The sequence below is a fragment of the Atopobium sp. oral taxon 810 str. F0209 genome, assembly GCF_000466405.1.
GTDB lineage: Bacteria > Actinomycetota > Coriobacteriia > Coriobacteriales > Atopobiaceae > Olegusella.
Genome location: NZ_KE952937.1, coordinates 48,392 through 71,122 on the forward strand (window position 1 = coordinate 48,392; position 22,731 = coordinate 71,122).

The 22,731-nt window shown below is 48.4% G+C and carries 17 protein-coding genes and 1 tRNA gene; 7 read left to right on the forward strand and 11 right to left on the reverse strand.

Annotated elements, in window-relative coordinates; all coding sequences use genetic code 11:
• Window positions 1-10: 10 nt before the first annotated feature.
• Together acnA and HMPREF9069_RS01640 are read right to left on the reverse strand one after the other, a co-directional pair.
• A complete protein-coding gene (acnA, locus tag HMPREF9069_RS01635) occupies window positions 11-2,755 on the reverse strand; it encodes an aconitate hydratase AcnA (RefSeq protein ID WP_021625360.1) in 2,745 nt (914 codons plus the stop codon).
• Window positions 2,691-5,126 (reverse strand): HAD-IC family P-type ATPase, encoded by a 2,436-nt coding sequence (locus HMPREF9069_RS01640; protein WP_232204022.1) that lies wholly within the window; start codon window positions 5,124-5,126, stop codon window positions 2,691-2,693. Before HMPREF9069_RS01640 ends, acnA begins: the two co-directional genes overlap by 65 nt.
• Before the next feature lie 67 nt (window positions 5,127-5,193).
• Between HMPREF9069_RS01640 and HMPREF9069_RS01645 the strand changes: the two genes are divergently transcribed.
• Window positions 5,194-5,270: transfer RNA gene (locus HMPREF9069_RS01645), tRNA-Arg, on the forward strand.
• A 63-nt stretch (window positions 5,271-5,333) separates the two neighbouring features.
• On the opposite strand, the gene aroB is transcribed toward HMPREF9069_RS01645, so the two are convergent.
• The 3 genes from aroB to aroF are packed head-to-tail and all read right to left on the reverse strand — an operon-like array spanning window position 5,334 to window position 8,391.
• On the reverse strand, window positions 5,334-6,401 hold the full coding sequence (gene aroB, locus HMPREF9069_RS01650; protein ID WP_021625362.1) for a 3-dehydroquinate synthase: 1,068 nt from the start codon (window positions 6,399-6,401) through the stop codon (window positions 5,334-5,336).
• A gap of 12 nt (window positions 6,402-6,413) precedes the next feature.
• Entirely contained in the window at window positions 6,414-7,310 is an 897-nt protein-coding gene (locus HMPREF9069_RS01655; RefSeq protein ID WP_021625363.1) for a prephenate dehydrogenase, read from the reverse strand.
• Window positions 7,297-8,391: a 3-deoxy-7-phosphoheptulonate synthase gene (aroF, locus tag HMPREF9069_RS01660; protein WP_084170276.1), complete on the reverse strand. Its 1,095-nt coding sequence runs from the start codon at window positions 8,389-8,391 to the stop codon at window positions 7,297-7,299. The genes HMPREF9069_RS01655 and aroF overlap by 14 nt, the downstream gene beginning before the upstream one ends.
• A 182-nt stretch (window positions 8,392-8,573) precedes the next feature.
• On the opposite strand from aroF, the gene aroA reads away from it, so the two are divergent.
• From aroA to aroQ, 5 genes are all read left to right on the forward strand, one after another.
• A complete protein-coding gene (aroA, locus tag HMPREF9069_RS01665) occupies window positions 8,574-9,896 on the forward strand; it encodes a 3-phosphoshikimate 1-carboxyvinyltransferase (protein WP_021625365.1) in 1,323 nt (440 codons plus the stop codon).
• Window positions 9,886-11,022 carry a chorismate synthase gene (gene aroC, locus HMPREF9069_RS01670; protein WP_021625366.1) on the forward strand — a complete coding sequence of 379 codons (1,137 nt, stop codon included), beginning with the start codon at window positions 9,886-9,888 and terminating at the stop codon, window positions 11,020-11,022. Before aroA ends, aroC begins: the two co-directional genes overlap by 11 nt.
• A 47-nt stretch (window positions 11,023-11,069) precedes the next feature.
• Entirely contained in the window at window positions 11,070-12,215 is a 1,146-nt protein-coding gene (locus HMPREF9069_RS01675) for a bifunctional chorismate mutase/prephenate dehydratase (protein WP_021625367.1), read from the forward strand.
• Window positions 12,215-13,501, forward strand: coding sequence for a shikimate kinase (locus HMPREF9069_RS01680; protein WP_021625368.1), 1,287 nt, complete (start codon window positions 12,215-12,217; stop codon window positions 13,499-13,501). The genes HMPREF9069_RS01675 and HMPREF9069_RS01680 overlap by 1 nt, the downstream gene beginning before the upstream one ends.
• Window positions 13,502-13,636: 135 nt before the next feature.
• Window positions 13,637-14,647: a type II 3-dehydroquinate dehydratase gene (aroQ, locus tag HMPREF9069_RS08975; RefSeq protein ID WP_084170277.1), complete on the forward strand. Its 1,011-nt coding sequence runs from the start codon at window positions 13,637-13,639 to the stop codon at window positions 14,645-14,647.
• 271 nt (window positions 14,648-14,918) lie between these two features.
• Here aroQ and HMPREF9069_RS08760 read toward each other — a convergent pair whose 3' ends face one another.
• Window positions 14,919-15,518, reverse strand: coding sequence for a 5-formyltetrahydrofolate cyclo-ligase family protein (locus tag HMPREF9069_RS08760; protein WP_021625370.1), 600 nt, complete (start codon window positions 15,516-15,518; stop codon window positions 14,919-14,921).
• A 77-nt stretch (window positions 15,519-15,595) separates the two neighbouring features.
• On the opposite strand from HMPREF9069_RS08760, the gene HMPREF9069_RS01695 reads away from it, so the two are divergent.
• Window positions 15,596-16,171 carry a M48 family metallopeptidase gene (locus tag HMPREF9069_RS01695; RefSeq protein WP_021625371.1) on the forward strand — a complete coding sequence of 192 codons (576 nt, stop codon included), beginning with the start codon at window positions 15,596-15,598 and terminating at the stop codon, window positions 16,169-16,171.
• A 30-nt stretch (window positions 16,172-16,201) separates the two neighbouring features.
• On the opposite strand, the gene trpS is transcribed toward HMPREF9069_RS01695, so the two are convergent.
• From trpS to arcA, 5 genes are all read right to left on the reverse strand, one after another.
• Window positions 16,202-17,257: a tryptophan--tRNA ligase gene (gene trpS / locus HMPREF9069_RS01700; RefSeq protein ID WP_021625372.1), complete on the reverse strand. Its 1,056-nt coding sequence runs from the start codon at window positions 17,255-17,257 to the stop codon at window positions 16,202-16,204.
• A gap of 107 nt (window positions 17,258-17,364) precedes the next feature.
• Window positions 17,365-17,850, reverse strand: a complete 486-nt coding sequence (locus HMPREF9069_RS01705; RefSeq protein ID WP_021625373.1) for a hypothetical protein — start codon at window positions 17,848-17,850, stop codon at window positions 17,365-17,367.
• A 112-nt stretch (window positions 17,851-17,962) separates the two neighbouring features.
• The gene (locus HMPREF9069_RS01710) at window positions 17,963-19,432 is read right to left on the reverse strand and encodes a YfcC family protein (protein WP_021625374.1); all 1,470 of its coding nucleotides are present in this window, start codon (window positions 19,430-19,432) and stop codon (window positions 17,963-17,965) included.
• Window positions 19,433-19,828: 396 nt separating this feature from the next.
• A complete protein-coding gene (gene argF / locus HMPREF9069_RS01715; protein WP_021625375.1) occupies window positions 19,829-20,821 on the reverse strand; it encodes an ornithine carbamoyltransferase in 993 nt (330 codons plus the stop codon).
• Between the two features lie 94 nt (window positions 20,822-20,915).
• On the reverse strand, window positions 20,916-22,169 hold the full coding sequence (arcA, locus tag HMPREF9069_RS01720; RefSeq protein WP_035438049.1) for an arginine deiminase: 1,254 nt from the start codon (window positions 22,167-22,169) through the stop codon (window positions 20,916-20,918).
• Window positions 22,170-22,731 lie beyond the last annotated feature (562 nt).

A 22,731-nucleotide genomic window follows, 5' to 3' on the forward strand; every position in this document is an offset into this window, starting at 1 on the left:
GTTTGCGCACTTATGCCTCACTCAAATCATTGAGCACATAGGGCAAGATACCCCCTGCTCGTACAAAATCTGCCTCAGTTGGCGTATCAATACGTACCACACACTCAAAATGCACACTGTCGCCATTGGCTTTGTGGGCACAGACCTTACAGCTTGTATCGCCACCTATAAGTTGTTCAAGTTTAATTTCGGACAAATCAAACTCTTCACTGCCATCAAGGCCTAGTGTTTCAGCATTTTGACCCTCAACAAACTGTAGAGGGATAACACCCATTTGCACAAGGTTAGAACGATGGATGCGTTCAAAACTTTCTGCAAGTACCGCACGAACACCCAACAAGGCAGGACCTTTTGCAGCCCAATCGCGACTAGATCCCGAGCCATACATCTTGCCCGCTATGATAACGAGAGGAATTTGCTTGCTACGATAGTCCATAGCAGCATCAAAGATACTAGTGAGCGAGCCATCAACAAAGTTGCGCGTCCAGCCACCCGTCTTACCAGCAGCAAGCTTGTTGATGAGCTTTACGTTGGCAAATGTACCACGCATCATAAGCTCATGATTACCACGGCGACTACCAAAAGTATTAAAGTTGTCCTCGCTCGTACCACGCTCGATTAAATAGCATGCAGCGGGACCATCACTCGCAATGCTTCCTGCTGGCGAAATATGGTCTGTTGTTACAAAATCACCTAACAAGGCAAGTGCGCGAGCACCTTGGATCTTGATGCTCTTCCCTGCCCGTGCATCTTCAAAATAGCTGGGACGACGTACATAGGTAGACGAAGAATCCCAACCGAAGGTAGCAGAAGAGCTTGAAGGGATAGAAACCCATTCAGGATAGCCACTCAGCAGTCCTATGCCGCCTTCTTCGTAAAGCTCAGGAGTCAGCACTGTTGCCAAGATCTGAGTTACCTCATCATCGCTTGGCATCAACTCAGAAAGCATGATGGGCGTACCATCAGCAGTATGTCCTACTGGTGTCGACGTCAAATCACAATTAACCGTACCGGTTAGCGCATATGCAATCACCAGCGCTGGCTCCATGAGGAAGTTTTGCGCTACGTCAGGAGAGATACGCCCATCAAAATTACGATTACCTGAAAGCACGCTTGCAAGCTCAACTTGGTCTGCGACATCGTGAAGAGGAGCAGCAATAGGACCTGAGTTACCAATACAACTCATGCAGCCAAAGCCACACACAGCAAAGCCTAGCTGCTCAAGACTTTCAGAAAGACCTGCACGATCAAGAATCATCGCTGCCGCATGACTGCCTGGAGCCAAAATAGTCTTGACCCAAGGAGCAGTATGTAAACCCTTATCAACTGCCGCCTTTGCAAGAAGACCAGCCTGAACCATCATGGCGGGGTCAGTTGCTGTAGTACAGCTTGTGATAGCAGCAATCGCAACAGCACCATGACCAATCTGATAACTATGTCCCTTCAGTTGGATATCAAAAATCTCATCAGGCTTATGACCGTGAGCAACAACACCCTCTTCAAAACGCGTGACAAGCTCTGCGGGTACTACACGGCGATGTGGTCTTGAAGGTCCAGCTAAACTCTGCTGTACTTCGGCAAGACTCATCTCAATTGTCTTGGCATACACACGATCAAAAGATTCGCCCAGCATACCTTGCAAATCAAGATATCTTTCAATGAGGCTGATTTGCTCTTCTGAGCGGCCTGTAAGCCAGAGATAATCCATCGTACGCTTGTCTGCTGGGAAGAGTGTAGTTGTAGCTCCGTACTCAGGAGTCATATTGGCAACACAGGCACGTTGGGTAGCGCTTAACGTACCCACACCATCACCAGTGACCTCTACAAGACTACCCACAACACCCTCTGCGCGCAGTCGCTCGCACACCGTAAGCGCTAAATCCATACCGCTGATACCTTGTGGCAGTCTACCTGTAAGTTTGAGTTCGACCACAGGAGGTACCAACATACTTATCGGCTGACCTAAAGCGGCAGCCTCAGCCTCTATACCACCAACACCCCATCCAAGAACACCTAGACCATTTGCCGTGGTGGTATGGGAGTCTGTACCAACTAGACTATCAAAACATGCAACGGGAACTGCTTCTTTAGCAAGAGCGTCAGTAGAGACAATCTCGCAGAAACGTTCCATGTTGAGCTGATGGCAAATCCCCTCTCCTGGAGGAACTATACGCACATTGTCAAAGGATTCTGCTGACCACTTAAGGAAAGCAAAGCGTTCACGATTGCGCTCTGCTTCCTTGAGACGATTATTACGTGCAGAGTCGGATGTACCTGCCTCATCAGCAATGACCGAATGGTCAATGACCAAGGTACAAGGAATACGCGGGCTCACACGCTCTGGATTGCCGCCGCGGGCTGCCATAGCATCACGCATAGCAGCAAAGTCCACAAAAACAGGTACACCCGTAAAATCCTGAAAGAGCACGCGAGCGGGCATGAAAGGAATCTCAGCACCTTTGGCGCCTTCAAGCCCCGCCGAGATGATACGGCCTGCCAAAAGAGCTGCCTCATCGTCATCTTTGGCACGACGTACGCAGTTTTCTAGCAAAATACATAAGGCACGGGGAAGCTTATCTGCCCCAGGAATTTCTGCGACTTTATATGCACGGAACTTCTTTTGACCAACAACAAGCTCTAAGCCCTCTCTCGCCTTGTGCACCGCCTGCACAAAGCTCTCAGAGCTAATATCAACTTTCAAATCGGTCGCGCAAAGCTTCTTGCCGAGCTGCGCGTCGCTTGTCACGTCTAACATTCAATGCCTCCACCCGAGCAACTGCACCTTTAAGGAACCCGGCATCAAGCGCAGGCCCACTTAGCCAATCATAACTATGCTTGAATATCCCAATTGACAGCAAAGCTACAATCGCGCAAAAGATGTAACCTCCAAGCGATAAATCCTCAATTGAGAAGAACTTGGAGAAAAATAACACTGCAATCAGAAGTGAACAGATCATGACTCCAAGAAGAGTCCTTCTGAGCGCATTAAGCGGCAGTGAAATGCGCCATACCAACATAATGCCTATGATGGCAACCAAATAAGTGCACGCTGTTGATACCAATCCAAAAGACCAACCAAGCGCACGTCCAGCCAAAATCTCGGCAAAAAGAGCTACGACAATCGCCAAAGATGCAGGTAGCGAACGACTAAGCACGTGCTCAAGGAAAGATCCTGTTACAAGCTCATGATTGGGTTCCAGTGCAAGTACCAAGCTTGGAAGTCCAATAACGATGCCCGACAAGAGCGAGGCCTGTATGGGAATAAAGGGGTATGGTGGCAAAAATACGCAAATAAAAGCCAGGACTGCAGCATAGACCGTCTTTACCAAAAACAGAGAAGCAGAGCGCTGAAGATTATTGATAGAACGACGCCCTTCAGCAACAACCTCAGGCATATGAGCAAAATCATCATCAGCAAGGACAATTTCGGCGACATTGCGAGCAGCAGCAGAACCCGAAGCCATAGCGACCGAACAGTCCGCTTCACGCAACGCCAAGATATCGTTAACTCCATCGCCCGTCATAGCAACCGTATGACCTTGGTTTTTGAGTGCAATAACCAATTCACGCTTTATTTCGGGGGTCACACGACCAAAGACTCGACAATCCTTCACAGCCTGTGCAATAGCTTTTTTGTCTGTGAGCGTTGAAGTATCAATCCATTTGTCTGCCTGAGGAACACCCGCTGTGCGAGCAATGGCGGAGACCGTTACAGGATCATCGCCCGAAATTACACGGAGATTGACTCCTTGTTGGATAAAGTATTCCATCGTCTCCTTTGCGCTAGCACGGAGCTCGTCTTGGATACTCACAAAGCCAAGGAGTTGAGGTTTGCCAACAAATACAGCCTCTTCGTCAAAGTCCTCAACACGTGCCACAATCAATACACGAGCTAGCTCGCCAAAAGAACGAAGTTTGGTCTCTACAGAGGAAAACTCATCGCCAAGTACAAATTGTGCCGCACCCATTACGAGTGCTTGTCCCTCAGAACAAATACAACCTGAATATTTACGCCGAGAAGAAAAAGGAATCGCACGCACAACATCCAGCGCTGCAATCTGTTGTGTTTTAACAAAATTCAAGATAGCGGTAGCAGTTTCGTTTGCATCATCCTCACTTGCATGAGCAATGGTAGAAATTGCTGTGAGTGTTTGTTGGCGAAGTTGTTCACCATCATCAGCACCTACAACTTGGTCGACAATCATGCCACCTGTGGTAATAGTGCCCGTCTTGTCCAAACAAAGCGCATCAACACGAGCAAGTGTCTCAATGCAATATGCCTGCTGCACAAGCACCTGATGCTGACCCAAACGCGTAGTTGCGACGGCTAATACCGTCGAAGTCAACAGTACAAGACCTTGAGGAATCATTGCGATAACTGCAGACACAGAGGTCAAAATCGCATGATTAAGCTCGGCTCCCGTCATAGATGTACGAATAAAGAGCGCGATCCCCAGAGGAATCAGCATGTAGCCACCTAGACGGACAACAGATTCAACAACGTTTTTAATTTCAGAGCGTATAGGCTTAACGTATTTTGCCTCCGCATTGATACGAGCAGCATAACCATCCTTGCCTACCTTATTAACGCGACATACAAGAGATCCCGAGTCAACGAATGAACCCGAGAGAATCTCGTCACCAACATGTTTTGATACAGGCTCAGACTCACCCGTCAATAAACTTTCATTCATTGTCGCAGCACCTGCAAGCACCAAAGAATCTGCGGGCACCTGCTGTCCATGGGCAAGAACAATCACATCATCAAGCACAAGTTCTGAAGAGGAAATAAGCTGGTCTTTGCCATCGCGCCGTACATGCACATCTGAGGCAGTTAAGAGCTGCAGTCTATCAACCTGACGTTTTGCTCGAATCTCTTGAATAACGCCAATAAAAAGATTAATGAGAGGAGTTGTAACAAACAAGAGATTGCGAAAATAACCTGTAGTAAGCACCAGAAGCGCAATCACTAGGTTTATGCCATTAAAGAAGGTAAGGGTATGCTCGCTGATGATTTGCGAAATGGTTTTTGTTTTGACATCAGTGTCGACATTTGATTTACCCTGCGCCTTACGCTTTGCTACCTCAGCTCCACTAAGGCCCGTATAGTTATCGGAAAACGCCAACGTTCCCCCTCTCAAAGCCACCCATCTTGCCCTATCCTAGAGCGATTAACTATAATGCCAAATGTTCGCCCTCTTAGCTCAGTGGATTAGAGCGTCTGCCTCCGGAGCAGAAGGCCGCGGGTTCGAATCCCACAGAGGGCACCAGACACAAAATGAGTCCGTAGGAGCATAAACTTCTACGGACTTTTATTTCAAAAAAATAAGACTTTAGCGACACAAATCCAGAATTTGACGATATTTCTCAAGGCTGACGCGCTCGACTATAACCTCTCCAATAGCATGTATACGCACGAGATTGATGTGATTGCCGTGACGTTTTTTATCCGCTAAAGATCGCCGATAGAGACAATCAACATCAAGCGCTGTCGTAGTAGGTAGTCCATGCGCAGCACAGAGCCTACTAATACGTTTGCTGGTGTCAATATCGCAGAGCCCAAGAGCTGCATCAGCACGGGCCATACAGCAAAGACCTGCAGCAACGCAGCTACCATGACCCAGGTGATACCTGCTTTCTGCTTCAATAGCATGGCCTATTGTGTGACCCAAATTAAGGGTCTGACGAAGTCCTGCTTCGCGTTCGTCTGCATCCACTACATCACGTTTAATCTCAACACAACGACTCACAAGCTCAATGGTGCGCTGAGGATCATCCAACGTCAGTGGTCTCTCTTCAAGAGAAGCAAAAAGCTTTGGGTCACAAAGTACTCCATACTTGATAATCTCACCGATAGAATCAGAGAATAGCTCGGGCGATAGAGTTGATAGGCATGTGACATCAGCAATAACTGCAGATGGTTGCCAAAATGCACCCGCAAGATTTTTACCTGCCGCAAGGTCCACTGCTGTCTTGCCACCAACAGAGGAATCAACCATAGCAAGTAATGAAGTGGGCACCTGTACTACCGCACAACCGCGCATATAACAGGCAGCAGCAAAGCCAGCCAAATCGCCTACGACACCACCGCCCAACGCCACCACAACATCATCTCGAGTGAGGCCAGCAGCGGCAATATTTTCAAGCAGACCTGCGAGGACTGTCATATTTTTGGATTGCTCACCTGCAGGGATGATGGCAGTTTTTACTTCGTAAGCTGCAGCATTAAGCGCGTTATATGTTTGCCTACCATACAAGGGGTATACATTGCTATCCGAGACGAGCATGGCTTTTTGGCCGCCAACAGAAGTACGCACTACAGAACCCAAAGAATCTAAAATGTCACTTCCTACATGCACTTCATAGCTACGCGATGCCGTATTCACCGAAACGCTTTTCATCAGTTTTCTCCTCTAAGCAGAGCGCGACTCCGCCTCACGCTTCAGGCGGTCGCCTTCCGCTAAAAGATCAAAGAGTTTTTGCTCATCATGCTTATCAAGTGCATCTTTGTACTGCTGCAAATTGCCAATCAAAAGCTCTAGTTCTGTACTTAAATTATCTGCATTATCCAAAAAGAGTTCTGTCCACATACCTGGATTCAAACGTGCCACACGCGTTAAATCACGGTATGAACCAGCCGAGAAACCCTTGTGATGGCGGGCAGTAGGACTTTTGACATAAGCATTAGACACCACATGCGCAAGCTGGCTGGTATAAGCAATCATCTCATCATGATAGGCAGCAGTAGCAAGCATCCAGCTACCAAAGCCCGCTGGCTCTAGAAGTCGCTTGAGTCGCTCCAGAATATTTACACGCTCAATGTCATCCATATGCTCAGGAGGTACCACAACCATAGGAGCACCGCGAAACATTGAGGCGCGTGAATGTGCATAACCAGAGTACTGAGTACCCGCCATAGGGTGACAGCCCACAAAAGCAAAACTATATTTTTTTGCCATCGGAAAGCAGCTTTCACAAACTGTACGCTTAACTCCCACCGTGTCAATCACAATAGCGCCCGTTGAAATAAGCGGGGCTTTCTCTTGTAACCACTCAATCGCTGCGGCAGGATAACCCGCCAAAATCAAGAGTTCACAGCTGGGGATGGACTCGTCGTTGAGTTCACCTGCAACCGTATCAATCATCGCTAACTCGAGAGTTGAATGTGTGCGATTCCAAGCAAAGACCTCGCGTCCACCCTCATGGAGGGCTTTGGCAAAAGAGCCTCCCATCAGACCAAGGCCAACGATACCAACACGCCCTGGAACAAAATTCAATGCACTGGATTCATCTCGGCTAGGCTGTGGCATCCTCTTCCCTCTCAGTAGCAAGATTTTTTGCATCCATTGAGCCAGGCAGTGGCGCCTCCTCATAATCAAGGTCTGCAGTAATTGCCTGACGAATCAAAGCAATGCGCTTCATAGCCTCGGCAAACATCTCAGGAGTTAATGCCTGCGCACCATCAGACCATGCGAGCGAGGGATGATTGTGGACTTCGATTTCTAGACCATCAGCGCCCGCAGCAGTTGCCGCGTATGCAATAGGACTCACGTAACGTGTATGGCCCGTCGCATGACTGGGATCACCCACCACAGGCAAGTGAGTCAGTTTGTGTAGTACAGGAATTGCATTTACATCAAAGGTATTACGAGTACGCGTCTCAAAGCTGCGGATGCCACGCTCGCACAGAATAACGTTCTGATTTCCCTCACTCATGATGTACTCTGCAGCCATCAGCAACTCATCTACCATACCGGCAATTCCACGCTTAAGCAGGATGGGGATGTTGGTTTTGCCCACTTCACGCAGCAACGGGAAATTCTGCGCATTTCGAGCACCAATCTGCATGACATTAATCTTTTTGTCCACAAAAAGTTGAACATCGCGAGGATCCATAACCTCAGTAACAATAGGCATATTGGTTTCTTCTGCCGCCTCAAGCAAGAGGTCAAGTCCTTCTTCACCCATACCTTGGTAAGCATAGGGACTCGTGCGAGGCTTGTATGCGCCTCCACGCAACATCGTAGCCCCAGCCTCTTTGACTGCACGCGCAATCTCAATCAGGTTCATTCCTTCAACTGAACAAGGTCCAGCCATAACTTGAAAATGACCGCCACCAATCAATACGCCTCGACCACAATCAACAATGGTGTCATTGGGATGAAACTTACGATTGGCCTTTTTGAAAGGTTCAGACACACGCTGGACCTGCTCAATGATGTCCATACTTTCAAGCAAAAATGGATCAATTTGTGTGGTATCGCCAATAATGCCAACAATGGTTTCATTTTGACCCTGACTGACATTTGCCTTGTACCCACGACCCTCAATCCATTGAATGAAATGGTCCAACTGTTCTTTGGTAGCCGTTTTTTTAACGATGGCAATCATAGGGGCCATCCTCCTTTGTCCCAGGTTCAAAATATTTAGTCGTGGTACATGGTAACAGCGCAACAAAAATAAATATTTTCAAATGACTAGTTGGTAACTACTGCGACGCATTTATATCTCTTGAATTCTCCACTCCTTACAATAACTATGTAAGAAAAGTAACGAGATTTCGGAGTTCATGCGTGGATATACTCATTAGCCCAGGAAGTCTTGGTGGCAAGGTTAACTCTATTGCTTCCAAATCAGTCGCTCATCGACTGCTTATCTTGGCTGCATTTGCTGATAAGACCTGCAATATCGACTGCAGCAGCAGCTCGCAAGATATTGATGCCACTATCGCTTGCCTCAAAGCACTTGGTGCACATATCACACATACCAAAACAGGATTTCGCGTAGTCCCCATCCCAAAGACATCAAGGTTCGAGCCACATGCACAAGCAAAACTCGACTGCGGAGAGTCCGGTTCTACTCTGCGCTTTATGTTACCTGTAGCAGCAGCGCTTGGTGCAGGGGCAAGCTTTACGGGAAGGGGTCGTTTAGCACAACGTCCCCTCGCTCAACTTACAGACGCGCTTTGCTCACATGGTTGCAATCTTTCTGAATTTGGCAACTGGCCACTTGAACTAACAGGACAGCTTCAACCAGGAAACTATACGTTACCAGGCAATGTTTCTTCACAGTATGTGACAGGACTTTTACTCGCTGCTCCCCTGCTCAAAGGCACAACGGAGATATTAGTAAGCGAGCCCTTCCAATCTGAGCCCTACGTCCGCTTAACCCTTAACGCACTGAGCTTATTTGGAGTGGAATGCGAAGCTGGACACAAACAGCTCGCTGATGGTAGCTATCGCACTTATCGTGTTTTTGGGCGAGGAACACAGCTAACAGCACCTGAGACGGTCACGGTGGAAGGCGACTGGTCTAACGCTGCTTTTTGGCTGGTAGCAGCTGCTATTGGCAAGAAACCTATTTCAGTCAAACAACTCAACCTTAGCAGTGCTCAAGGAGACCGCGTTATCTTGGCAGCCCTTTCACTTTTTGGCGCGCAAGTTGTTCGTGGCAACAATACCGCAACCGTAGGTCCTGCTTCCCTACAAGGTATTCGTATTGATGTTTCAAATTGTCCCGATCTTGTACCACCGCTGGCTGTACTTGGCGCATGTGCTACGGGCACCACACGCCTTGCCAATGCAGGTCGTCTACGCCTCAAAGAATCCGATCGACTGCAAACCGTAAGTGCAACACTTCAAGCACTTGGGGCACAAGCTCGCATCGAAACCGATGATTTGCTTATCAGTGGAGGCACAGCTCTTACGGGTGGGGTTGTAGACGCTGCAGGAGACCATCGCATTGCAATGATGGCAGCTATTTTGGCAACCCAATGCACAGGAGATACGCTCATCCACGGAGCAGACTGTGTTGCTAAATCCTATCCCCACTTTTTTGAAGACTTTGCCCTACTAGGTGGCAAAGCACAAGCTCAGGAGGTCATAAATGCCCTCTAGTTTTGGCAGCGCCTTGCGTGTCACAATATTTGGCCAGTCTCATTCACCTGCTATTGGTTGCGTCATCGAAGGCCTACCTTCGGGCCACCATATCAATCTAGAAGCGCTCGCCCAGCATATGATGCGCCGCTCACCTGGCCAAGCACGCTGGTCAACGCCTCGCAAAGAGGCAGATGCCGTATCTATTCTGTCTGGTCTCAACCCTGCTGGTAATACCTCAGGAGCACCGCTGGCGCTTGTTATTCAAAACACCAACACGCGTCCTAGCGATTATGAGGAACTTAAACGAGTACCCCGCCCTAGCCATGCCGATTGGACTGCTCAACAAAAATGGCACGGCGAACAGGATGTCTCTGGTGGAGGACACTTCTCAGGTCGCCTCACCGCACCACTTTGTGCAGCAGGTGGTATTGCAATGCAACTTTTGTCCGAGCGTGACATTTGCATCGCCGCTCACCTAAGCGAATGTGCAGGCGTGACCGATGAGGCATTTCTTGCCCGAGGATCTATTGCTGATGCAGAGGCGCTCGCAGCACAAATGCATACATTAAAAGATGGCCGAAAGTTTCCCGTACTTAGTGACCAAGCAGCAGAAGAGATGCAGGCCCGCATCGAAGAGACAAGAAAAGCTTGCGATTCTGTAGGTGGTATTGTGGAATGCGTTGCCACAGGACTCCCTGCAGGCATCGGCTCGCCAATGTTTGACGGGATTGAATCGACCATTGCGCGTATTGTCTTTGGAATTCCCGCAGTAAAGGGTCTGGAATTTGGTGCGGGTTTTGCCACCGCAAGGATGCTTGGCAGCGAGCACAATGACCCCTATGTAATTGTTGATGGCAAGGTATATCCTGCCAAAAACGATGCAGGCGGAAATTTGGGAGGCATTACAAGTGGCGCTCCCCTCTTGTGGCGCATGGCAGTCAAACCCACTTCTTCAATCGCGCAAGAACAACACTCGGTTGATCTCATACGCAATGAGGAGACTGTTCTTCGTGTACATGGCAGACACGACCCCTGCATAGCCCCACGCGCTGTACCTGTAGCAGAGTCCGCATGTGCTCTTGCTATCTTGGATTCTTGGCTTGCTTGGCCTCCCTGTGGCGCAGATGATGAGCATTACTTTTAAACTACAAAAGGAACAAATAACGTCTACTGAGAGAAAGCAGAACGATCGTGGCAGATATTTCAGAAATACGTAAGCATATTGACCGTATCGATAATGACATTCTTGAGCTCTTCAAAGAACGCATGGATGTTGCCAATGAGGTCGCGGCTTATAAAGGTGAGCACAAGCTTCCCGTTTTTGACCGCAATCGCGAACACCAAATACTTGTCAATGCTGCAGCCAAGGTGCCCGAGGACCAGCAGGCCTATGTCCAAGTACTGATGTCTTTGCTTATGGAAGCTTCTCGCTCACGTCAAACTAGTTCTTTGGGTCGCAGCAATCAGGTAGTTTCAAACATTAATAAAGCTATCAAAGAGTCTCCTGAGCTTTTCCCTCGCGATGCATTTGTTGCCTGCCAAGGCGTTGAGGGGGCTTATTCGCAAATTGCAACTGACCGCCTGTTCAAGCATGCCAACATCAGCTACTTCGATACCTTTGATGGTGTTTTTCGTGCGGTTGACCAGGGATTTTCTGACTATGGTGTACTGCCCATTGAAAACAGCAGTGCAGGATCGGTGAATGAAGTCTACGACCTTATGATGCAGTATGACTTCCATATCGTACGCACCTGCCGCCTTAAGGTTGATCACAATCTTCTTGCCAAACCAGGCACTAAACTTGAGGATATTCGCGAGATATATAGCCATGAGCAAGCGGTTGCTCAGAGCATGGGCTTCTTGCAATCACTACCTAATGCTCAGGTACATGTGGTTGAGAATACCGCCGTTGCCTCCAAACTGGTTGCTAATTCCGAACGCAGTGATGTTGCTGCTCTTGCATCACGTGCTTGCGCAGAACTTTATGGTTTAGTTCCCCTTGCACAAGCAGTGCAGGATCGCGATGACAACTACACCCGCTTTGCTTGTATCACAAAAAAACTCACAATCTATCCTAGTGCAGACCGCAGTTCTTTGATGCTTGTTGTTGGTAATGAACCTGGCGCTCTTTTCAAAGTGCTTGCTAAGTTTTATGCCCTCGATATCAACATCATTAAACTTGAGAGTCGACCTATTCCAGGCAAGGACTTTGAATTCATGTTTTACTTTGATGTGGATTGTCCCGTAGTGGCTCCTGAATTTACACAGCTCATGTCCACCCTGGGCAATGTCTGCGAAGACATGCGCTATCTCGGAAGTTACAGCGAGGTCATCTGATGGCTGAAGCCTCCGACGCTCGCTTTGGCCTACTTGGTCGCAAACTTGGGCATAGCTGGTCACCTCGCATCCACAAGATGCTAGGTTCGACTCCCTATGCGCTTTTTGAACGCGAGCCAGAAGAGGTTAGAGACTTTATTCGCCATGGCGCATGGCAGGGGCTCAATGTCACCATTCCTTACAAGGTCAATGCTTTTGCACTGGCTGATGAGGTAAGTGAACGTGCACAACGCATAGGAGCCGCCAACACCTTGGTCAAACGTAGTGATGGCGGTATTTTTGCTGATAATAGCGATGTGGGTGGCTTTGCTTGGATGCTCAAACGCTTTTGTGAACGTCACTGGGGCGCGGACGGAGTTCGACTACTTTCTCATTTGCCTGTTGTCGTTCTGGGATCTGGTGGCGCAAGTCAAGCGGTGCAAGCCGCTCTGAAGGAATTTGGAGCCCATGTCAGTGTAATCTCTCGTTATAGTGACGATAACTATGACACGCTTGTCACACGTCATGCAGATGCTGGACTTCTCATCAATACGACGCCTGTAGGTATGTATCCCGACTGTCCAGCAAGTCCTCTTAGCAAGGCGAAACTGGCAAAGCTCAGCCACTTGCGAGGAGTCATTGATGTTGTCTACAACCCTGCACGCACAGGTCTTTGTTTACAAGCAGAACGTCTCGGCATTCCTTTTGAGTCTGGACTTGCCATGCTTGTTGCTCAGGCAGCTCTTTCATCTGAGCTTTTCTTGAGCACAACGCATTCACTGGAGACCGTTGAAGTGATTGAGCGTGAATTGCGCTGCTCTATGACCAATATCTGCTTAATTGGCATGCCAGGAGTTGGCAAGACAAGTACAGGCAATCTTTTAGCGCGCGAATTACATCGTCCTTTTATTGACCTTGATGCGGCTTTTAGAATAAAAGAAGATACCAGCGCTGCAGACTTTATCAGCGCACATGGCGAAGCTGCTTTTCGCGACGCTGAATCCCAAATACTTGCAGATTATGCAAGCAAGTCGGGTCTTGTTATCTCCTGTGGTGGCGGTGTAGTTGTACGCAAAGACAACTATGATTTGCTTCACCAAAATGGACTTATCGTGATGCTGGATCGCCCTCTTGAACAGCTTTCCACCAGGGGCAGACCCCTCTCACAGTCCAAAGGGCTAGAGCAGCTCGCGGAGGAACGCATGGATCTCTATCGTAGCTGGGCGGATACAATTGTTGCAGGCACTGGCTCTCCTGCAGGTGATGCATGCGCTATTATTGACTTCCTCAAAACCCAAACGACATAGAAATTGATTTGCTCAATTAATTTCTTTTTTTGCCTAAGCAAGCTGCCACTCACCGTTTGAGCTTTGGAAAAGCTATATGTAGAGCAGAATCTTTCCTATACTGAAGTTTCGCAACTTCAAGGAGGATAGAGTCTTATGGCAGCCGAAGCTTCGCCTTCGTCAATCGCAGAATCAGTACTTTCGAGTGTAGGCGGCAAAGAAAATGTCCGCTCTAACTCTTTGTGCATGACGCGACTCAGGCTGCGTATCGTCAATCCTGAAGAAGTTGACGATGAAGAGCTGGAATCCATCCCTGGTGTACTTGGCTTGGCTTCGCGAGGCTCTGATGGTCTTGAGGTGGTTTTTGGACCACGTCTTGTTCGCGATGTTTATAACTCCTTTGTTGGGCTCACTGGCCTTAATCCTGAAGATGCAGATACTGTAGTGGGTACATCTCCTTTAGCATCTAATCTACGTGTGCGTATTAGTCCTTCTCGTCAGCGCTCTTACGAAGCACAATCGCGCGCCAACGATGCCGCTTTATCTGATGGTGTGCATCTTTTGAGTCATGTTAATGCTGATGTTGATGATTTGGCAGGACTCAGCCAACTTTTTGAGCAAGATAAGACGGGCGAAGCAGACGCCATGCAAGAAAAGTCAAACGAAGTAAGCGCTGCTGATGATTCTGAGGATGAGAGTATCCATACTCAAGACTACAGACTTCTTATCATCAACGGACCCAATATCAATATGCTTGGTATTCGCGAACCTGATATTTATGGTCATAGCAGCTACGATGATTTGCTAACCCTTTGCAAGGCTGTAGCGAGTGAAGTTGGCTTTAGTACTTGCTCGTGTTTTCAGTCCAACCATGAGGGCGATATTGTTGACCGCATCCAAGATGCCTATCAGGTTTATGACGGCATCATCATCAATCCAGGGGCTCTGACACACACTTCAATTGCTTTGCTTGATGCCCTGCGTGCGGTTGGTATTCCCACTATTGAGGTGCATATTTCTGAGGTAGACAAGCGTGAAGCCTTTAGGCAGATTTCTTACGTGCGCGACGCATGCTTTGAGTCTATTGTGGGCTTAGGTATCGAGGGTTACGCCAAAGCCATTAGGGATATGGCCGCTCATCTTAATATCACTGCTTGCAACCTGTAGTCGCCATTTTCTCTATAGCCTGTAGTCGTCACGTCCTATACAGCCTCTGCAGATGGTTCAATACCGTCTCAAACCCCCGCAAACGGTTCAAAACCGTACCAAATGGCTCGAGAAACCCCAGATAAAAATTGTCGCGAGGGCGCATATTGAACCCGATGTAGGTAAAAGGGTGCTTATTGAACCGTCTGCGAAGAGAGCGCAAGCGAAAAGGTGCGTCGTGAACCGCCTGTGGAGCAGAAAAACGTGTTGTAGACCCGCTGCGGAGAAGAAACTAACCGCAGCGCCAAATAGCATTTTCGGTGATGAGGTAGTCAACAGCGATTGTTTTGTCTTCATGTGGCAAAGGGTTACTTGAGACCTGCATCGAGCGGACAAGAGCGAGCTTGTGACCAGGATAGAAGGTAAGAAACTCATCGAGTTTATCGTCATCTTCGCCGACGCGGTAACCTTGGCCATCAAACACCAGCCCAGGTACGATACAGAGCGACTCTACAAGCTCGCTACAGCTGAAGCCCAACGTATCACCTTCGGCACGGCAGCTAGATGCCTCGGGAATCGTACGTTCTGTAACGTCAAGCTCTACTTCAGCAAAGATCTCAATACAGTCGGCAACACCATTGCAATCCAAGCAAAGTCCCACACGCTTACCAGCAGCAAAAGCTCGCGTGGCTAGGGCTGTCATAGAGATACCGCCTTGGTCACCTACAGGTAGCAACACTACCTGCGCACGAGTCCACAAATCAAGTTTGCTTAACAACTCAAGTGCGCCTTCATTGTCTGTGGTACTGCTGATAACAGGAGTCGGTAATGCACGCAGATAACTTGCTTCAAGTGCAGTCTTACTTGCATCTGCTCCATTTGAGCTTGCCATGCATTTCCCCTCTACTGCGCTACAGTGTAAGTCTAAAAATCATAGCAAAAGCTTTCACATACGTTGGAGATAAACTCATGCCACGTTCTTATACACCTAAGTATTCGCATAAGACCTTTGATGGTATCGATGTGCTCATCGTAAGCGGAGAAGTAAAAAAATTCAACCTTCGAATACGACCTGATGCCAGCGTACGTCTTTCTGTACCGTCAAGCGTACGCCCAGCTCAAGTTGATGCTTTTATTCTCGACCATCTAGATTGGATTAAAAATACTGTACTCAAAACGAAACAAAAGACTTCTGCAAACAAACCTAGCAAAGAAGAAATCGCTCGCGATAAGGAAATACTCTCGCGGCTCTTACCTGCTCTTTTTGCAAAATACGAGCCTATACTTAAGGTACAGTGTACTGACTGGCGCACCCGTTATATGATCAGCCGCTGGGGATCTTGCAACGTAGGAAGCGGCAAAATCACCATAAACACCGAGCTTGCACATCTGCCCAAATTCTGTCTTGAATCTGTTGTAGTGCATGAACTTTGTCATCTAAGGATACGCTCACACAATAGCGAATTTTATGCACTGATGGAAAGTGTCTATCCAAAATGGCGGGAGGCGCGTATTTATCTCAACACGCATCCACCCCGCCGTTAAAAAAGCAAAATACCGCCACACAAGCTGGATTTAGTAAACCATACCCATCGCCTCTTGCACCTCGGCAAGCGTGGCCTGAGCGACCTCGTTGGCGCGTCTATTGCCATCGTGTAATACATCTTTGATGTAATCAAGGTCCTGCTCATACTCACGACGCTTCTCACGAATTGGTGCAAAATAGCCGTTAACCGCCTCGGTAACGTAACGTTTAAGCGCGCCGCCGCCACCCATACCAATCTCTTCTGCAATCTCCTTGGGATCGCGGCCTGTGCAAATGCCTGCTGTGGTAAGCAGAGCAGAGACACCAGGACGATTCTCAGGATCAAAGGTAATATTGCGATCGGAGTCAGTCTTGGACTTCTTGATAAGCTTTGCGGTTTCTTCTGCCGTCATGCACAAAGAAATCGCATTGCCATAAGACTTGCTCATCTTGCGACCATCTAGACCAGGAAGCAAGGGGGTAGAGGTAAGCAGACCCGAGACCTCAGGAAACACATTACAGTGATAACGGTCGTTAAAACGACGAGCAATTTTACTTGTTACCTCAATATGAGGCAGCTGATCACGACCAACAGGAACGATATTGCCCTTGCAGAACAAAATATCGCAGGCTTGGTGCACGGGATAAGTCAAAAGCAAACCTGTAAGCGCATGTCCACTGGCTTCCTGCTCGGCTTTAACCGTAGGGTTACGTTCAAGCTCGGCCTCAGAAACTAAGGAGAGAAAAGGCAGCATCAGCTGATTGGCTGCAGGCACTGCTGAGTGGGTAAAAATCATGGTCTTTGCAGGATCAATGCCACAAGCAAGATAATCCATCACCATGTTGTAGACATTATCCTGGATATGCTCAGTATTGTCGCGATCGGTAATGACCTGATAGTCCGCAATAATGACATTGGACTTAACGCCCATATTTTGTAAGCGTACCCGCTCAATCAGAGTGCCAAAATAATGACCCATATGCAGACGACCCGTAGGACGATCGCCAGTAAGCATGGTATACGCTTCGGTTTTGCCATCGGCAAGATCTGCCTGAATTTGGTTGCTACGCCTCAGCGCTGCTTCATAACTTCCCTCGTTGGGCATCAAAGCCTCCTCTAATCTCGTTAACGCTCTCTATCATAGGCTATACATCCCAGCGGCTGGATAGTCAAAAACGTAATGCTTGGACAAAAGCTTTGACCAAAAGGTCTTTAGTCATCAAACTCCGCAGCTTCCTCACGCAAGACAAGAATCGCCGCAATTGCATGAGCTGCCCCTAGCAAAAGGGTAAAGAGTGCATCAACAAATCCAATAAGCGCAAAGATATGAAAGAGCTCGGCTGAACCCACAGGTTTAAGCGTAGTGCCAAAAGCCGCTGAATAAAACGAACTTACAAACACATAATCAAGAGCAAGACAAACAAAGGCAAAGGCACCAGATGCAACGCCTTTCCCCAAAGACGGATGATAATCTATGCGCGCTCGAGAGCGGTATCGCAACTCCCCCACTACACCCAAAGCAAGCTGTACTAAAGCAACAAGCAAAACAATGTTGCCAATACTTGCAGACTTACCTGAAACTACCGCAAAGCTGTCAGGATGCATAACGGTCACGAGCGTAGCAATAACAGAAATCGCACCAGCGGCTAAAGCGACACGCGACGAAACCTTGGTTAGGTCTTGAGATTGAGGAAACATAAAGATTTATCCATTCAAAGTATGAGAACTAGCCAACGCTCAAGATTGTGACATAAGAGAAGGACTCCTGAAACCAGGAGTCCTTCTTGTCTAACAATTGTTGCGTAAAAACTTATGCAGGAATCACTGTCATAGCGATAGCAAGAATAATCACGCAAACCACGGACAGAATGCCGACAAGCTTGATGGCAAACTTGAACCAAGTGGAGTACTCAACACGAGCAAGAGCAAGGCCACCCATGATTGCTGCAGAGGTCGGGGTAATCAGGTTGACAACACCGGAAGCAGCGGAGAAGACCATGATCATGACTGCAGGGTTGAATCCAAGATTGGCGGCCAAGGGCCCCATGATGGGCATGGAAACGCCAGCCATACCAGAAGTCGAAGGAATCAGGAAGGAAAGCAGGAAGTAAAGCAGGTAGCTGCCGATAGCCAAGACAGGACCAGAGGTGCCCTCCAGTGCTGCAGAAGCATTGTTCAAAACATAGTTGGAGAGGTTGGTTGCGTTCATGATCATGGTGACGCCGCGAGCAACAGCAATGATCAAGACAACGGACATCATTTCGCCAGCACCGGACATAAAGGTGTCCACAATCTCGTGCTCAGAGAAGCCATAGACAACACCAATGACGATGGCCATGAGAAGGAACCAAGTGGTGGACTCTGCAAAGTACCACTCACCCAAAGGAAGGTCGGTCAGGAAGCCAGACCAAGATTCAAAGAAAGTAATACCGAAGCTGCCCCAAGGTACAAAGCCGAGGATCATGATAAGGAAGGAGATAGCAAAAATCCAAAGAACTGCCTTCTGCTTGCCAGTAAGCTGCGTATCGCCAACCTCAGCAATGTTGTTACCGTAAGCTTCGCGAGCAGCCTCGAGCTCAGCGTCAGACATGATGGTTGCGGAAGGATCCTTGCGAACCTTCTTGGCATACTGGACAACGATGAAAGAAGAAACTGCCCAAGTAGCAATGAGGAGGATAAGACCGAGCGCAATGGTAATACTTTGATCAACAGCAATACCAACACTCTCAGCGCTGAGTGCGTCAACAGCTGCACCCACTGCGAAGGGGTTGACGGTGGAGCCGAGGCAACCAACACCAGCACCCAAAAGAATCATCATGACACCAGTCATGGGGTCAAAGCCTGCAGCCATCATGGTTGCAGCAAGCAGGATGTAGAAACCGACGGTCTCCTCGCAGAAGCCATAGGTAGAACCCAGTACAGCAAAGAGAAGCATCAAGAGAGGGATAAGAATAAGCTCCTTGCCATGCATCTTTTTAACAAGGTTGGTAATACCAACGTTAAGTGCGTTGGTCTTGTTAACGATGCCGAGGAAGCCGCCCAGCACCATAACAAAGAGGCAGACGGACATAGCATCGCCGAAACCATTAACGGATGCCATGGTGAACGTGCCGAGAGAAGCACCCGTGACAAGCTCCTTTGCGCCATCTTCGGTCAAAGCGCCGGTAGCCTGGCCATTGAGCAGCCATGAGATTGCCACAACAGCAATCATGAGGATGTAAATGATACTAAACGAAGTTAGCATCTCCCTCTTCTTCTTTGGCTTAGTTGCCTCAGCCATTCCAACTCCTTTCCTTGCGCCCGCAGGCGCTCCAACAAAACTTGTGCAAATCACACACCAGAACGTGTGTAATGTTAGCGAAACTAAGATATCACAACTCCATCACAATGGTGAGCGTAGGCAATTTGTCGGTGAAAATATTCGATTATCTATTTTGGATAACTTCAGCCGCACTCACCGAATTTGAGCATGAATAACCTGCATGTTTTAGAAGAATAAACATAAAAAGAGTTCCCATCCTTATGTTTTATTCAACTAAAATTTGCAATATTTTGAGAATACAAAAGTCGCCGTAAAAAAATTGTTACTTGACAAAATAGAAAAATTATAGTAGCAACAAAAACCTCCTTGGATTCAAAATCCAAGGAGGTGCATTGCTTTATATAGAGCAAGAACTTACTTCAGGGTTGCGTACATAACAGCCTTGATGGTGTGCATACGGTTCTCTGCCTCGTCAAAGACACGAGACTGACGGCCCTCGAAGACCTCGTCAGTAACCTCCATCTCGGTGATACCAAACTCCTCGGCAACCTCCTTGCCATGGGTGGTGTTGGTGTCGTGGAAGGAAGGAAGGCAGTGCTCAAAGATAGCGTTGGGGTTAGCCTCAGCCATGAGCTCCTTGGTAACACGGTAAGGAGTCAGAAGCTTGATGCGCTCACCAAACAGGTCATAGGACTCGCCCATGGAAACCCAAATGTCGGTGTAGAGGCAATCGCAGTTCTTGGCGCCCTCGTGGGGATCCTCGGTCAGAACAATCTCGCAGCCGTTCTCAGCAGCAATCTCGCGGCAGGTAGCAACAAGATCAGCATCCGGCATACGCTCCTCAGGACCGCAAGCGCAGAAGTTGATGCCGAGTTTGGCGCAAACAACCATCAGGGAGTTAGCAACATTGTTGCGAGCATCACCAAAGAAGGTGAGCTTCTTGCCGCGGATGTCACCAAACTCTTCCTTCATGGTGAGGATGTCAGCGAGCATCTGGGTGGGGTGGAACTTATCGGTCAGACCATTCCAGGTAGGAACGCCAGACTTCTCTGCAATCTCCTCAACCTGATCCTGAGCAAAGCCGCGGTACTCAATACCATCAAACATACGGCCGAGAACACGGGCGGTGTCCTCAGTGGACTCTTTGTGGCCCATCTGAGAGCTGTTAGGATCCAGATAAGTAACGCCCATGCCAAGGTCATAAGCGCCAACCTCAAATGCGCAACGGGTGCGAGTAGAGGTCTTCTGGAAAATAAGAACGATGTTCTTGCCCTCAAGGTAACGGTGAGGGATGCCAGCGCGCTTCATGTTCTTGAACTGAGCAGCCAGATCAAGAAGGTAGTTGATCTCAGCAGGGGTGTAGTCAAGCAGCTTAAGGAAATTGCGGCCGGACAAAGAAATGGCCATAATTCGTTCCTTTCATAAAAATTTTTCTATATCTGACCTACAAGCCAAAGGGCAGGTAAGACCTGCCCTTTGGGTATTACTTTTTAAGCGCCGCCTACACGAGGTCCTCACGCCAGAAGGGCATGGACATGCAACGGGGGCCGCCACGGCCGCGGGAAAGCTCTGCGGAGGGAACAACGAGGAGGTCGAGACCTTCCTTGTACAGAACATCGTTGGTAACGGTGTTGCGCTGGTAAACGCAAATCTTGCCAGGTGCAACTGCGAGGGTGTTGGAACCATCGTTCCACTGCTCACGAGCTGCTGCGACGGGATCGCCGCCACCGCACTTGATGAGCTGGACGGTATCCAGACCCATAGCCTTTGCCAGAACGTGCTCGAGGGTGTCGTTCATTTCCTCGATAGCAATCTCGCCCTCAGAAGCGCCCTTGGTGAGCTTGAAGACCTGCAGGGTACCCATGATGCCTGGGTGAATGGTGAACTTGTCAACATCAATCTGGGTAAAGACGGTATCAAGGTGCATGAAGGCACGAGACACGGGGATGTTGAATGCGTAGATGGTGTCAATCTCGCACTGGTCTGCCTTCTCCCAGAACATGTGCTGTGCCAAAGCGTCAATGGCGGCAGCCTGCGTACGCTGAGAGATACCGATTGCCAAGGTGTGAGCGTTGATGTTGAGAACATCGCCACCCTCGGTGTGGTAAGCAGAATCGCGACGATACCACAGGGGAGACTCTTTGTACTCAGGGTGATCGCGGAAGATGTACTTACCATACAAAGTCTCGCGATTACGAGTGACAGAGTACATGTGGTTGAGGTTAACGCCGTGACCAACAATTGCAAAGGGGTCACGAGTAAAGTAGGTGTTGGGCATGGGGTCAATCAGGAGATCAGACTCGCTGTCCTGATCTGCACCAACGAGGTCAGCAAGCAGGTTGCTGGAACGAGTCGGAAGCTCGAGCTCGTTCTTACGAATACCAGCGATGGACTTCTCTACGAAGGCCTGGGTATCCTCAATGGAATCCATGAACTCCTTGACAACTGCACGGGTGTGCCTGCCACGAAGACCAGACTCGTCGAGCCACTGGTTGGTGAACTCCTCACGAGTGCCTGCTGCATCAAGAGCCTCAGCAACGAGCTTCTCGAGGTACAAAACCTCAGCGCCCTGCTCACGCAGAATCTCTGCAAAGCGATCGTGCTCCTCCTGAGCTACCTCGAGGAAAGGCACGTCGTCAAAAAGCAGACGACCGAGCTCGTCGGGCGGCAGGTTGAGCAGTTCCTCGCCAGGACGGTGGAGCAGTACCTTTTTGAGGGCACCAATCTCGCTGTGGACGTTAAGTCCCTTAGGCATGATTCCTCCCACTCCTTTGTGCCAGTCTTCTGGCACAACTTGAATAGAAACATCACATCGGCATCGCAGTTTTATATCTAAAGTCGCAAGCCGCTGCATTACAATTCCTAACTATATCCAATAGTTTTTAATTTCGATAGCTATAAATTTGTTCACGGGGGAACGGTATTATTTTTTCGTTGAGCGGTTATTTGTGACAAATTTAGATGGTTATATTCACAATTCTTCCCTGATTACCTGCATAAAGTCACCATTATTTCTTGATTATTTCATTTGGGCTGCTTTTTATTTGGCTTTTCTTCTAGAATTTGAGAGAGTGATGTAACAGTCATGTAATATACAGTTTATTTACTAAATATAGATTTTTATTCTTATTTTAGAGAATGCATTTGACATATAAACATCTCTAAAAAAACTTTTTCTAAAGCAAATTTTTAGCCAAATTTCCAACAAATTTTAAAATGCTTCGCTGACGTACTCCACTGACAAAAAACAGTACCCCCGCGGCATTTTATATTGCTCGAACACAGCCAGCTAACTCAAGCAGCTGATAAAATAAAGT